The 11,895-nt window shown below is 66.6% G+C and carries 15 protein-coding genes; 6 read left to right on the top strand and 9 right to left on the bottom strand.

Translation table 11 applies throughout. The features are described 5' to 3' along the window. The first annotated feature begins 31 nt into the window (after positions 1-31). The gene (locus QA639_RS17005; protein ID WP_157346061.1) at positions 32-910 is read left to right on the top strand and encodes a LysR family transcriptional regulator; all 879 of its coding nucleotides are present in this window, start codon (positions 32-34) and stop codon (positions 908-910) included. Positions 911-1,074: 164 nt separating this feature from the next. Next, entirely contained in the window at positions 1,075-1,746 is a 672-nt protein-coding gene (locus tag QA639_RS17000; RefSeq protein ID WP_028331442.1) for a peroxiredoxin-like family protein, read from the top strand. 54 nt (positions 1,747-1,800) lie between these two features. Here QA639_RS17000 and QA639_RS16995 read toward each other — a convergent pair whose 3' ends face one another. Continuing rightward, on the bottom strand, positions 1,801-2,796 hold the full coding sequence (locus QA639_RS16995) for an AraC family transcriptional regulator (RefSeq protein ID WP_157346059.1): 996 nt from the start codon (positions 2,794-2,796) through the stop codon (positions 1,801-1,803). Positions 2,797-2,927: 131 nt separating this feature from the next. Between QA639_RS16995 and QA639_RS16990 the strand changes: the two genes are divergently transcribed. The 3 genes from QA639_RS16990 (at position 2,928) to QA639_RS16980 (ending at position 4,540) form a co-directional block, all read left to right on the top strand. Continuing rightward, complete coding sequence (locus tag QA639_RS16990; protein ID WP_283090272.1) at positions 2,928-3,464, top strand: carboxymuconolactone decarboxylase family protein; 537 nt, start codon at positions 2,928-2,930, stop codon at positions 3,462-3,464. Positions 3,465-3,500: 36 nt separating this feature from the next. Then, a complete protein-coding gene (locus QA639_RS16985) occupies positions 3,501-4,007 on the top strand; it encodes a YkgB family protein (protein WP_157346055.1) in 507 nt (168 codons plus the stop codon). A gap of 341 nt (positions 4,008-4,348) precedes the next feature. Then, entirely contained in the window at positions 4,349-4,540 is a 192-nt protein-coding gene (locus QA639_RS16980) for a hypothetical protein (protein WP_157346053.1), read from the top strand. A 37-nt stretch (positions 4,541-4,577) separates the two neighbouring features. On the opposite strand, the gene cobF is transcribed toward QA639_RS16980, so the two are convergent. Genes cobF through cbiE form a run of 6 tightly spaced genes read right to left on the bottom strand, consistent with a single transcriptional unit; the run spans position 4,578 to position 9,707 of the window. Next, the gene (cobF, locus tag QA639_RS16975; RefSeq protein WP_157346051.1) at positions 4,578-5,327 is read right to left on the bottom strand and encodes a precorrin-6A synthase (deacetylating); all 750 of its coding nucleotides are present in this window, start codon (positions 5,325-5,327) and stop codon (positions 4,578-4,580) included. 7 nt (positions 5,328-5,334) lie between these two features. Beyond that, a complete protein-coding gene (gene cobA, locus QA639_RS16970; protein WP_283090271.1) occupies positions 5,335-6,063 on the bottom strand; it encodes a uroporphyrinogen-III C-methyltransferase in 729 nt (242 codons plus the stop codon). Further along, the gene (locus QA639_RS16965; protein WP_157346049.1) at positions 6,060-7,370 is read right to left on the bottom strand and encodes a cobyrinic acid a,c-diamide synthase CobB; all 1,311 of its coding nucleotides are present in this window, start codon (positions 7,368-7,370) and stop codon (positions 6,060-6,062) included. The genes cobA and QA639_RS16965 overlap by 4 nt, the downstream gene beginning before the upstream one ends. Beyond that, positions 7,367-8,164 (bottom strand): precorrin-4 C(11)-methyltransferase, encoded by a 798-nt coding sequence (cobM, locus tag QA639_RS16960; RefSeq protein ID WP_028331450.1) that lies wholly within the window; start codon positions 8,162-8,164, stop codon positions 7,367-7,369. Before cobM ends, QA639_RS16965 begins: the two co-directional genes overlap by 4 nt. Next, on the bottom strand, positions 8,161-8,529 hold the full coding sequence (locus tag QA639_RS16955; protein WP_283090270.1) for a cobalamin biosynthesis protein: 369 nt from the start codon (positions 8,527-8,529) through the stop codon (positions 8,161-8,163). The genes cobM and QA639_RS16955 overlap by 4 nt, the downstream gene beginning before the upstream one ends. Continuing rightward, positions 8,526-9,707 (bottom strand): precorrin-6y C5,15-methyltransferase (decarboxylating) subunit CbiE, encoded by a 1,182-nt coding sequence (cbiE, locus tag QA639_RS16950; RefSeq protein WP_283090269.1) that lies wholly within the window; start codon positions 9,705-9,707, stop codon positions 8,526-8,528. Before cbiE ends, QA639_RS16955 begins: the two co-directional genes overlap by 4 nt. Here cbiE and QA639_RS16945 point away from each other — a divergent pair. Next, the gene (locus QA639_RS16945; protein ID WP_283090268.1) at positions 9,706-10,455 is read left to right on the top strand and encodes a cobalt-precorrin-6A reductase; all 750 of its coding nucleotides are present in this window, start codon (positions 9,706-9,708) and stop codon (positions 10,453-10,455) included. The two genes, cbiE and QA639_RS16945, sit on opposite strands and share 2 nt — an antisense overlap. Here the strand turns inward: QA639_RS16945 and cobJ are convergent. Continuing rightward, a complete protein-coding gene (cobJ, locus tag QA639_RS16940) occupies positions 10,431-11,165 on the bottom strand; it encodes a precorrin-3B C(17)-methyltransferase (RefSeq protein ID WP_283090267.1) in 735 nt (244 codons plus the stop codon). The genes QA639_RS16945 and cobJ overlap by 25 nt on opposite strands. Continuing rightward, positions 11,162-11,893, bottom strand: a complete 732-nt coding sequence (locus QA639_RS16935; protein ID WP_028331455.1) for a precorrin-2 C(20)-methyltransferase — start codon at positions 11,891-11,893, stop codon at positions 11,162-11,164. Before QA639_RS16935 ends, cobJ begins: the two co-directional genes overlap by 4 nt. Between the last annotated feature and the right edge of the window lie 2 nt (positions 11,894-11,895).

Raw genomic sequence — 11,895 nt, 5'->3', positions numbered from 1 at the left:
GCTGACACGTTCATTCCGGCGGAGAATAGGCATGGATCGTCTGGCGGCGATGGAGACATTCGTGCGGGTGGTCGAGACCGGCTCGTTCTCCGGCGCAGCGCGGCAGCTTCGCGTGGGCCAGCCGGCGGTCTCGAAATCGGTCGCGCAGCTCGAGGAGTTTCTCGGGGTCAAGCTGCTGATTCGCTCGACCCATGGCCTCACGCCGACGGAAGCGGGGCTTGGCTATCTCGAGCGTGCCCGGCGCGCGCTGGAAGAGGCTGCGGAAGCCGAACTGGCGGCGCGTGGCGCCGGGGCCGGCCTCAAGGGCCGATTGCGGGTCTGTGCGGCCGTCACCTTCGCACGAATCCATCTCATTCCGATGCTGCCGAGGTTTCTCGCGCAGCATCCCGAGCTGGACCTCGAGGTCGTGCTCGATGACCGTCAGATCGACCTCGTCCAGGAGGGCATCGATGTCGCGCTGCGGATGGGTAAGATGACGGATTCGACGCTGACGGTGCGCCGTATCGCGCGATGCCAGCGCTTCGTGCTGGGCACGCCTGCCTATTTCGACCGCGCCGGCACGCCGTCGACACCGAGCGAATTGAGCCGGCACCAAGCCGTCGTCTATCTTCGCGAGGGCAGCGTGTGGTCGTTTCAACGTGACAGTACCGAACTGGCCGTCACCGTGCGGAGCCGGTTGCGGGTGACCGCAGCCGAAGGCGTCCGTGCTGCGGTGCTCGCCGATGCCGGGCTCACGATCGCATCGGAATGGATGTTCACCCCGGAGCTCAAATCGGGCGCCGTGCGCGCGGTCCTGCCGGAATGGAACCTCCCAGCCCTCGATCTCTGGGCCGTGCTTCCGACCGGACGTGCAGCGACCGCCAAGGCACGCGCATTCGTGAGCTTCTTCGAGCGCAGCTTCAATGCATGACGTCATCGGCCGATTGAAACGGTCGATGCTTATTCCCGACAGGAATAAGCGCTAGTCCGACGGCAGCGCTACCCGGCGTGGCCACCTCCTTTAGCTTGCAGCGTGTGAGTTCAACAAACCGGACGGCGCCGCCGTCCACCACGCAGAGACCGAGGAGAACCGTCATGTCGCTGCAAGCCAGGCTCAACGCTTTCAAGGCCGATTTCGAAGCCGGAAAGCCGCCCTACAACGTTCCGCGACCAGTCATCGATATCATGCACCGCGCCACCGCGGAGCTGATCGCATCCGGTGCCGCCCAGCGCGCCAGGAAGGCGGGCGATGTCGCCCCCGCCTTCTCGCTCCGCGATCCCGAGGGCAACATCGTCAACTCGACCGATCTGTTGAAGCGCGGCCCGCTGGTGCTCAGCTTCTACCGCGGCGTCTGGTGCCCGTATTGCAACATGGAGTTGCAGGCGCTCGAGGCGGCCAAGCCGGAATTCGACAGATACGGCGCCGCGCTGGTGGCGATCTCGCCGCAGACCGCGCCGAACAGCCGCAAGTCGGTGCGCCAGAACAAGCTCTCCTTCCCGATCCTGTCCGACGTGAACGGTCAGGTCGGCGAGGCCTTCGGACTGCGCTTCCACCTGCCCGACTATCTGGTCGAGCTCTACAAGCAGCTGAAGAACGATCTGCCGACGTTCAACGACGATCCGAGCTGGACGCTGCCGATGCCGGCCCGCTACGTCATCGGACGAGACGGCGTGATCCTCTACTCCGAAGTCAACCCCGACTATACCCGCCGACCCGAGCCCGAGGACATGATCGCTGTCCTCCAGCAGGCGATCGTGAAAGCATGACAGCGCGCAGACTGGCCGGTGGCGAGTGACCATCGGGCGCTTTCCTCTCGCAGGCTAGGTATGTGCGGCCGGCGTACTCCCCTCCGGATCGGCCGGCGCGCCGGCGCCGGCCAACACATCCTCCCCGAAGTGCTGCGTCTTTCGCCACTGCGCCGGCGTCACGCCCATGTGGCTCTTGAAGGCGCGCTGAAAGGCGGCTTCCGATTGATACCCGACCATCTCCGCCACCGCGCCGGTCGAAAGCGGCGATCCCTTCAACTCGTTCGCCGCAAGCGTCATCCTGATATCGGTGAGCAGATCGCTGGCCGATCGCCCGAGCTTGTCCTGGAACTGCCGCGCCAGCGTGGCGCGCGACATGTTGCAAAGCCGTGCGAGCTCCGGCAGCGACCACGCTCGCGCGGGCTCCTTGAACATGGCGGCCACGGCCGGCGCGAGCCTGGGATCACCGACCAGGGCGAGAAGTCCCCGTGACGTTGCATCGGTCTCGCTCGCAAGCCGCAGCACAAGCGCGAACATTGCCGTGGACAATGCATTCAGCATGGCGCGGCCGCCCAGATGATCGTCGGCCGTTTCGCTGCGCATCAGCGACACGAGCCCGGCGAGCTGCGCAGCCGTCCCCTTTCCCGCACGCGCGCCGGCATGCACGACAAGACGCGGCGGAAGATAGCCGCGCAACAGACGGTCGTGGAGCGGTGTAATCGCGAAGTGCCCGCACAACAGGTCAAGCCGTTCGTCCGATCCGAGGTTTTCGCTGATCGTGAAATTCTCCGCCGCCCGGTTGCGCGCCGGCAGCGGTGTCGCCCCGCTTCCATCGTGCATTACGTGTCGCGGGTTGCCGGGAAGCAGCAGAATGTCGCCGGCCTTCAGCAGCAACGGCCGTCCGCCCGCGGCGGCGTCCAGGATCGCCGAGCCGGCGAGCACCGCATGATAGGGGATCTCGTTGGTTAAACCCGGGCCCTGCTCGATACGCCAGGGGACGCTGTAGCTGCAGCGAAGATCGAGCCGCCCGCGCACCGGCATCATCTCGAACAGCCGGCTCAGCCAATCCATAGCCAAATCCCCCTGAAGGAGTGCATGAGACGATTGAGCATATAAACGAGCAATATGAACATTCAATGTCTCAAATCTCGATCCTATTCTCACTCCGCAATCGTTCACCACCCGCAACAAGGAGTGCCACCATGTCGCGTCTCTCAACCCCCAATCTCGAAACCGATACCGGCCCGTCCGGCCAGATCTACGCCCAGATCAAGAAGGCGATCGGCGGCGTCCCGAACACCTACGCGGCGATTGCCGCCCACGGTCCGGCCGCGCTCAAGTCGATCCTCGCGGCCGTCGCCGTGCTGACTGGCGGCAGCCTGCCCCGGCGCGACCTGGAGGTCGTCAAGCTCGTGATCAGCGCTGCCGGCGGCTGCGATTATTGTGTCGCCGCGCACTCGCATCTCGCCAAACTAGCTGGCGTGAGTGCTGATGTGCTCAAGCAGATCCGCGACGGCGCGCCGACCGGTGACGCCAGGCGCGATGCGCTCGTGCATTTCGTGCGCAACCTCGCGCAGTCGAGCGGCACCGTCAGCGACGAGGATTTCGCCGCGATCAAGTCCGCCGGATACAGCGACGCGCAGCTGGTCGAGATCAGCCTGGCGTTTGCGACCACGGTCTTCACCAACGTCTTCAACCGCATCAACGACACCGACATCGATTTCCCGGCGGTCGCCTGAAGCGACCGGGCGATGTCACGCAAAAGGATCACGACCATGACCACGCTTGCCGACACCACACAAAATCCGCTTGTCCGCGCGCTCGACAGGTCCGGCCTGCTGGCGGAGGATCTCGACTATCACGTCGTCCGGGCCGCGATGGTGATCATGTTCCTGTTCTTCGGTTACCAGAAGTGGTTTCCGTACGAATTCGAACGGCTGGTCCCGTTTATCAGCAACGGGCCGCTGATCTGGTGGCTGTATCCAGCGTTCGGCCACGCCGGCGCCAGCTACTTCCTCGGCGCCTCGGAATGGACATTCGGTTCGCTGCTGCTCGCGGGCTTCTGGGACAAGCGGCTCGGCGTGCTCGGCGCCCTCGGCTCGACCGGGACCTTCATCGCGACGGTCACCATCATTCCGTTCATGCCCGATGGCTGGGACGTCGCCGCCGGTGGCTTTCCCGCGATGACCGGCAACGTGCCGTTCCTGATGAAGGACGTCGTTCTGCTCGCCGTCTCGCTCTACCTGCTGCGACAGGACGTGGTCCGTCTGATCAGGCAATAGCTGATCGCGATTGATCGCCGGTGGGCCTCGGGCGTGCCGGCGATCGCGCGTGGTATTGAGCAGACGCAGCATCTCTCTCGAACACAACGACATCGCAGTCACTATTGTTGCACCGGTCCGGCGGCCCTTGCTCTTGAAGGCCGAGCCATAACTCATTGCCGAACTTGCATAATGCGTTGAAAATCGGCCACGCGCTCCGCGCGATCGGCTGCGCTGTCGCCCGCTTGACGACCCACCGCCGCTTCCATGCACGAATGATCCATAGCTCTCCGGCCATGAACATAGTTCCGCCGCGCGGTCTGCGCTAAAAAGGAGCGCCGGTGTTGTTCTGGGGTGAGTTGATGAAGAAGGACGACGTCACATGCCCGCGTTGCGGGGCTGGATTCCGACGCCTTGAGCTGGCATCCAGGTCAGGAAGTGAGGGCGAGTATCGCTGCCCGGTTTGCGAGACGACGCTCGAGCAGTTCGATGGCGACAAGCTCGTCGCTTACCGCCTGACCATTCAACCCTCGATTCGCGGGTTGAAGACCTAGCGGCCCCGCTGCATGGAATGCCGGAGCAAAATCTGGATCACGATCTCCGCTTCAGGACATAGCTGTCCATGATCCAGCCATGCCGCTCACGCGCCTCGCGTCGCGCGGCGACGATGCGGGGGCCGACCTCTGCCAGTTCTCCCGCCATGACGATCTGATCGGGCATGCCGAGATAGGCGCCCCACCAGATTTGCAGCCCGGCAGGATCCAGCGTCTGGAAGGCGGCGCCGCCGTCGAGCATCACGACCACGGTGTCGACGCCGGGCGGCCAGCCGCCCTCGCGCAGCCGCCGGCCGGTCGTCACGAGGAATGGCTCGCCGATCTCATTGAGCGGCAGCGCATGCGCCGCGCACAGCGCCTGGATCGACGTGATGCCCGGGATTACCTCGATCGATGGCAACGGATCGAGCCGGCGCGCAATCCGCAGGCTCGAATCGTAGAGCGAGGGATCGCCCCAGATCAGCAGGGCGACGCGTCCCTCCCCGCCGAGATGGCGCGCGATTTCCTGCGACCACGTCGCGGCGATCGCATCGTGCCAATCGTCCACACCCTTGCGATAGTCCTCCTCACCGGCGTCACGCACCGGCAGGTCGAACTCGGCAATGCGTGTGCGGTCGTTGGTCAACGCTTCTGTGCAGATGGTGCGACGCAACTCGGCGAGATCCGACTTCGCCGTCCCCTTGCGCGGGATCAGGATCAGGTCGGCGGCATTGATCGCGGCGGTCGCGGCGAAAGTGAGCTGCCGGGGATCACCACAACCGATGCCGATCAGAGACAGCGTCAACATGGCCGCGTCACCCTCGCTCCGGCGCCAGCGCACCGAACAGGATAACGGCAGCCGCCGTGGCCGCGCCGGCCTGCATGAGCCGGTCGGCCAGCGCTGTGATCGTGGTGCGAAGCAGCCGCTCGTCGGCGTGGCCGAGCGATTCCGCCAGCAGTGCGGGCGTGTCGGGCGCGAGGCCATGAGCGATCAGCCTTGCGGCCAATGCCGGGAAGGTCCGCCGCCCCATATAGACGACGGTGGTCGCTTCCGGATCGGCCAGCGCCGCCCAGTTCAGGTCCGCGGGCAATTCGCCCGTCACATCGGCGCCGGTGACGAACTGGACTCGGCGCGAGGTCAGCCGGCGCGTCAGCGGAATGCCGGCCTGCGCGGCGGCAACCGAGGCCGAGGTCACACCGGGAATGATTTCGTAGCCGATGCCGGCCGCGCGCAGCGCTTCGATCTCCTCCTCGAGCCGACCAAAAATGCCGGCGTCGCCGGATTTCAGCCGCACCACCCGCACGCCGGCGGCAGCATAATCGACCAGCAGCCGGCTGACATGGTGCTGCTTCGCCGACAGGCGGCCGGCGCGCTTGCCGACCGCGACGAGATTGGCGCCGGAGCGCGCGAGATCGAGGATCGCGCCCGAGGCAAGATCGTCATAGAGCACCACATCGGCCTCGCGCAGCCGCGCCGCTCCCTTCATGGTCAGGAGCTCGGGATCGCCGGGACCGGCCGAGACGAAGGACACGAATCCGCTCACCGGTCCTCCGCAATCAGATGGAAGAATGTACCCGTCGCACAGCCGCGCCGCGATCCGGTCTCCGCAACGATCGTACCGGTCGCATCACGCACCACCGCGAGCGGCGTGTCGGGCTGCGCGATGATCGTCGAATAGTGAAACTCGTGGCCGCGCAGGCGTGCGCCTGGGCCGTGGCCGGGCATCGGTGCGGCAAGCTCGGCGAGCCGGTAGCCCAGATGCATGCGGCGCTTGGCATAGCTCGTCTCAAGGCCGAGCAAGCCCGCCATCTCGTGACGCACGCCGTCGGCATCGGTCAACGCGGCGCCCAGCACCATGTAGCCTCCGCATTCGCCATGCACCGGCCGCGTCTCGGCGAAGGCGCGGAGCTGCCCGAGAAATCGCCTGTTGGCCGCAAGCCGGCCGGCATGCAGTTCGGGATAGCCGCCGGGCAGCCAGCACACATCGGCATCCGCGTCGGGGCCTTCGTCGGCAAGCGGCGAGAACGTCACGATCTCTGCGCCGGCCGCGCGCCAGGCTTCCAGCATGTGAGGATAGACAAAGGAGAACGCAGCGTCGCGCGCCAGCGCGATGCGCTGGCCGGGCGGCGTGATGACCAGGCTGGGCACGGCGGATTGCGGCGACCAGACCTCGGCCGATTTCAGCACGGCGTCGAGATCGATATGCTCGACGACAAAGCGCGCGGCTTCGTCAATCAGACCATCGATCTGAGCCTGCTCTTCGGCCTGCACCAGTCCGAGATGACGCTTCGGCAAGGCGATCTCGGCGTGGCGGGGCAGCGATCCCAACACCGGGATGCCCGCGCCTGCCATCGCACTCCGCACCAGGGCGTCATGCCGTGCGCTCGCGACGCGATTGAGGACGACGCCTGCAAGCCGTACGCCGGCGCGGAAATCACGCAATCCCGCCGCCACCGCCGCCGCCGTCTGCGCCTGACCGGAGGGATCGATTACCAGCAACACCGGCCACCCCATCATCTCGGCGATGTCGGCGGTGGCGCCGGTCCCCGAGACGCCACGCGCCGCGACGCCGTCAAACAGTCCCATCGAGCCTTCCGTCAGCACGAGATCGGCATCCGCGCCGCGGCCTGCCAAATGCGCGATGGCTTCGCGCGCCATCGCCCAGCTATCGATGTTGACCGACGCGCGTCCGGTGGCGACCGCGTGAAAGGCGGGATCGATGTAATCAGGCCCGCTCTTGAGGCATTGCACCCTCACGCCGCGATTGCGATAAGCGCGCGCCAACGCCAGGGTCAGCGTCGTCTTGCCGACACCGGATGCCGGCGCAGAGATGACGAGCCCCGCGGTCATTGCGATGATTCCGGCGACGCTTCCGGAAAACGCGGCACCGCCCCGACCGGGCGGTAGCGGCGGTCGTAGTCGGCTGCATAGAGACGGCTCTCGGCGAATTCGTCCGCCCCGAGCGTCTTGCCGACCAGAATGAGCGCAGTGCGTTCGAGCTCGGGGCCGACGGCGGTATCGAGCGTCGCGAGCGTGGCGCGCACGATGCGCTGATCCGGCCAGCTCGCGCGCCAGACGATCGCAACCGGGCAATCCGCGCCGTAGTGCGGCGTGAGTTCGGCGATGACCCTGTCGAGCAGATGGATCGAAAGATGGATCGCCATCACCGCGCCGGTCGCGGCAAAGGCTGCGAGTGTCTCGCCATCAGGCATCGCGCTCGCCCGGCCCGGCGTTCGCGTCAGCACCACCGATTGCGCAAGGCCCGGCAGCGTCAGCTCGGCCTCCAGCGCCGCCGCGGCCGCCGAGAAGGCCGGCACCCCGGGCGTGACAGAATACGGAATCTGCAACGCGCGCAGCCGACGCAGTTGCTCGCCCATCGCCGACCAGACCGAGAGATCGCCCGAATGCAGCCGCGCGACATCCTTGCCCTCCGCATGCGCGGCAGCGATCTCGGCAATGATTTGGTCGAGCGACAGCGCCGCGGTGTTGACGATGCGCGCATCCGGCGGACAATGCGCCAGAACACCTGACGGCACCAGCGATCCGGCATAGAGACAAACCGGGCACGAGGCGATGAGATCGCGCCCGCGCAGGGTCAGCAAATCGGCAGCGCCAGGTCCTGCGCCGATGAAATGTACCGTCATTCGCCGTCTCCTTCCGCAATCGCCGCGATGGCCATGCGATCCTGTGACGCGGTCCTGGCCGAGATCAGGCGCGCACCGCGCCCTGCTGCAGCGATCGCCGCAGCTTCGGCGACCGAGCCCGTTCCGAATCTTGCCTTGATGAACTCGGATTGCGTTGCAGTCTTGATCTCGGCCAACGTCTCCGCGGGAATGCCCCGGATCGGTATTCCCAGTTGCTGCGCCAGCGCTTTCAACGCCGCCGCATCCGCCTTGTCACTCACCGTCGCAACGGCTGCAAGGCCGTCGGAACCGCCGGCCGCGTCGAGCGCGTCGCGCAAGGACGCGACACTGGTATTGCGCCTGAATCCGAGACCAGCGACCTTCATCGGAGCGCGCTCCATTGCACGATCGGCCGCGCAGCCTTCCAGGCGCGATAGCGACCCAATGGCTCCGCCTGCGCGATCTCGAGGCGCATCAACTCGCCGCCATGACGCTGGTGCAGATGGGAGAGCAGCGCCTCGGTCTCCAGGGTCACCGCATGCGCGACCAGCCGCGTGCCCGGCGCAATCCGCGACCAGATCGCATCGAACATCGCGGCGTCGAGGCCGCCACCGATGAACACGGCATCAGGCGCCGCGAGGTCCGATAAAGCGCCGGGCGCCTCGCCTTCGATGATGGTGATCCGATGCGCCAGGCCGAAGCTCGCGGCATTGCGCCGGATGTTGGCGGCGCGTTCGCGGCGGGCTTCGACGGCGATCGCCGTCCCACCACAGAGCGCCCATTCGATCGAGATCGAGCCCGAGCCCGCGCCGACATCCCACAGCCGCTCACCGGGCCGCGGCGCAAGCGCCGACAGCGCAAGCGCGCGGACCGGTCGCTTTGTCAGTTGCCCGTCATGCACAAAGAGCGCATCGGCAAGTCCCGAGCTGCGTGCGATTCCCTGCTCTCCCCGCGCCTCCAGCGCGACTGCGATCAGGCTCTCGCTTGAATCACCCGCATACGAGTCGGCGCGATGCTGCGTGACGGACTCACGCGGTCCGCCAAGCGCCGCAAGCGTCCATATTGCCGACGCCCCCCAACCACGCTCCGTCAGCCAGCGCGCGAGATCGGACGCCGCCTTGCCGTCGCGCAGCAGGCAGATGATCCGCGCATCGCGCACGAGATGCGGCAACAGCCGTTCGAACGGTGCGGCATGAAGACCGAGACAGACAGCATTCTCGATACGCCAGCCCAAACGAGCCGCCGCCAGTGAGAACGTCGACGGCGCGGAGTGCGCGACCCACTCACCGGCCTGCAGCTTCTCGACAAGGCTTCCGCCGACGCCATGCCAGAACGGATCGCCCGACGCGAGCACCACCGTCGGACGGCCGCGACAGCTCAGCACGATGTCCGCATCGAACGGCACCGGCCAGCCACGGCCGCGGTCGGCGATGCCGGCGAGCGCGAGGTGCCGTTCGCCGCCGAAAACTGTTTCGGCGTCACGGAGTGCCTTTCGGCTTGCATCGGAGAGGCCGGCAAGGCCATCTTCGCCGATGCCGATGATGGTCAACCACGGATTACCCATGATGCGCGCCCTGATCCTTGGCGGAACGGCCGATGCCAATCTGCTCGCCGCTGCGATCGCAAGCGCGGGGATCGACGCGGTCTATTCTTATGGCGGCCGCACCCGTGCGCCGGCCGACCAGCCATTGCCGGTCCGCAGCGGTGGTTTCGGCGGCGTCAGCGGTCTTGCCGACTATCTGCAACGCGAAGCAATCACGCATGTGGTCGATGCGACGCATCCCTTCGCGGCCGAGATGAGCCGCAACGCCATCGCCGCCTGCGCACAAAGCGCAACGCCGTTGCTCGCGCTCGAACGCGCGCCCTGGGACAAGACATCCGGCGATCGCTGGATCGAAGTCACGGACGTCATCTCCGCGGCCGCGGCCTTGCCGGACAGCCCCGCCCGCGTATTCCTCGCGATCGGCCGCCAGCACATCGCGCCCTTCGGCGCACGGCCGCAGCATGCCTATACGTTGCGTTTTGTCGACCCGCCCGACGAAACGCCGTCGTTGCCCAACGCGGACGTCATTGTGTCGCGCGGACCTTTCACGCTCAAGGGGGAGCTCGCGATGATGCGCGCGCGTCACATCGAATGGATCGTCGCCCGCAATTCCGGTGGAACCGGCGCGCGCGCCAAGATCGACGCCGCCCGCGCGCTCGGCCTTCCCGTCATCATGATCACGCGGCCGCTGCTGCCCGACAGACCACGGGTGGAAAGCGTGAGCGAGGTGATGCAATGGCTCGGTCATCGGACCCACCTCGGCGCATAGACCCAGCGGCCGACCCGTCGTGTCGCCGAATTGCCGACGATCACCAGCGTCCGCATGTCGGCCATCTCTGGCCGCGCGTCGCGCAGTTCGACCGTCTCGATCCGCTGCCCGGGCGTGCTGACGGAGCGCGCAAAAATCATGATGCGCTCGTCGCAGCCCGCCTCGCGCAAGATCTCGAGCGCGCGACCAAAACCGTCCGGCCGGCTGGCCGAGCGCGGATTGTACATCGCGATCGCGAAATCCGCTTCGGCCGCAAGCCGTAGGCGCTTCTCGATCAGCGCCCATGGCTTGAGATTGTCGGAGAGGTTGATCGCGCAGAAATCATGACCGAGCGGCGCGCCGGCGCTTGCGGCTGCCGCCAGCATCGCCGTCACGCCAGGCAGAACGCGGATCGGCAGGTCGTGCCACTGCGGCGCGTCCTCCAGCGCTTCGAACACGGCCGATGCCATCGCAAACACGCCGGGATCGCCCGAGGACACCACGACGACGTGGCCCCCTTCCGACGCGAGCCGCAACGCGTCAGCGGCGCGCTGCAACTCCACACGATTATCCGAGGGATGCAGCGTGAGCCCGGCGCGCGGCGGCACGCGCGTCACATAGGGCGCATAGCCGACGATGTCGGTCGCAGCCGCGAGCGCAGCAGCGACCTCCGGCGTGATCAGCGCCTCATTGCCCGGTCCAAGCCCCGCGATGGTCAGCGTGCCGGTCATTGCGCGGCCTCCCTGCGCCGTCCTTGCCCATGCACCAGCACGATCGCAAAATACGGACACTCGGCCTTGCCGATATCCGCAAGCCGTGCGACGCGCTGATCCGGCATGGTGCCGCGTTCGACGAGCCACGCATCATCGAGGCGCCCCGCGGACGCCAGCGCGCGGCGAATCTTCGGAAGATTGCGACCAGTCTTCATCACAACCAGCGCGTCGGAGCTGCGCATCCGCTCGGCGAGCTCCGGCTCCGGCAGCGTCCCCATCAGAACGGTCGTCACATCGTCGGCCAGCGCAATCGGCTGCCCCACCGAATTCCAGCAGCCGACCATGCCGGGAATGCCAGCGATCACCTCGATCTCGACACGACCCTGCAGCCGCGCATGCAGATGCATGAACGAGCCATAGAAATAGGGATCGCCCTCGCAGAGCACGACGATGTCGATCGCGCGCGCAATTCGCGCCAGGCGCTCCGCCCATTCGTCATAGAAGTCGGCAAGCAACCGCGCGTAGTCCGGACTGTCGAACGCGATTTCCGTGGTGACCGGATATTCCATCGGATATTCGCTGACGTCAGCGGCGAGCAAGCCCTCGACAATGCGGCGCGCCTGCCCCGGCTGGCCCTTTTTGCGAAAGTAAGCGACATGCTTCGCGGCACGCACCATGCGGTCGGCGCGCACGCTCATCAGGTCCGGATCGCCTGGGCCGAGGCCGCAGCAGATGATACGTCCCATCG

It is taken from the genome of Bradyrhizobium pachyrhizi, from assembly GCF_029714545.1.
Taxonomy (GTDB): Bacteria; Pseudomonadota; Alphaproteobacteria; order Rhizobiales; family Xanthobacteraceae; genus Bradyrhizobium; species Bradyrhizobium pachyrhizi.
The sequence above is the reverse complement of the archived record's forward strand: the minus strand, read 5'-3'. Positions and strand labels throughout refer to the sequence as shown.

Excerpts from the sequence above, each read along its gene's own strand:
- QA639_RS16985 (WP_157346055.1), top strand. The coding sequence starts at position 3,501 with ATGACCACGCTTGCCGACACCACACAAAATCCGCTTGTCCGCGCGCTC.
- QA639_RS16990 (WP_283090272.1), top strand. The coding sequence starts at position 2,928 with ATGTCGCGTCTCTCAACCCCCAATCTCGAAACCGATACCGGCCCGTCC.
- QA639_RS16935 (WP_028331455.1), bottom strand. The coding sequence starts at position 11,893 with ATGGGACGTATCATCTGCTGCGGCCTCGGCCCAGGCGATCCGGACCTG.
- cbiE (WP_283090269.1), bottom strand. The coding sequence starts at position 9,707 with ATGGGTAATCCGTGGTTGACCATCATCGGCATCGGCGAAGATGGCCTT.
- QA639_RS16965 (WP_157346049.1), bottom strand. The coding sequence starts at position 7,370 with ATGACCGCGGGGCTCGTCATCTCTGCGCCGGCATCCGGTGTCGGCAAG.
- cobM (WP_028331450.1), bottom strand. The coding sequence starts at position 8,164 with ATGACGGTACATTTCATCGGCGCAGGACCTGGCGCTGCCGATTTGCTG.
- QA639_RS16945 (WP_283090268.1), top strand. The coding sequence starts at position 9,706 with ATGATGCGCGCCCTGATCCTTGGCGGAACGGCCGATGCCAATCTGCTC.
- QA639_RS16980 (WP_157346053.1), top strand. The coding sequence starts at position 4,349 with ATGAAGAAGGACGACGTCACATGCCCGCGTTGCGGGGCTGGATTCCGA.
- QA639_RS17005 (WP_157346061.1), top strand. The coding sequence starts at position 32 with ATGGATCGTCTGGCGGCGATGGAGACATTCGTGCGGGTGGTCGAGACC.
- cobJ (WP_283090267.1), bottom strand. The coding sequence starts at position 11,165 with ATGACCGGCACGCTGACCATCGCGGGGCTTGGACCGGGCAATGAGGCG.
- QA639_RS17000 (WP_028331442.1), top strand. The coding sequence starts at position 1,075 with ATGTCGCTGCAAGCCAGGCTCAACGCTTTCAAGGCCGATTTCGAAGCC.
- QA639_RS16995 (WP_157346059.1), bottom strand. The coding sequence starts at position 2,796 with ATGGATTGGCTGAGCCGGCTGTTCGAGATGATGCCGGTGCGCGGGCGG.
- cobF (WP_157346051.1), bottom strand. The coding sequence starts at position 5,327 with ATGTTGACGCTGTCTCTGATCGGCATCGGTTGTGGTGATCCCCGGCAG.
- QA639_RS16955 (WP_283090270.1), bottom strand. The coding sequence starts at position 8,529 with ATGAAGGTCGCTGGTCTCGGATTCAGGCGCAATACCAGTGTCGCGTCC.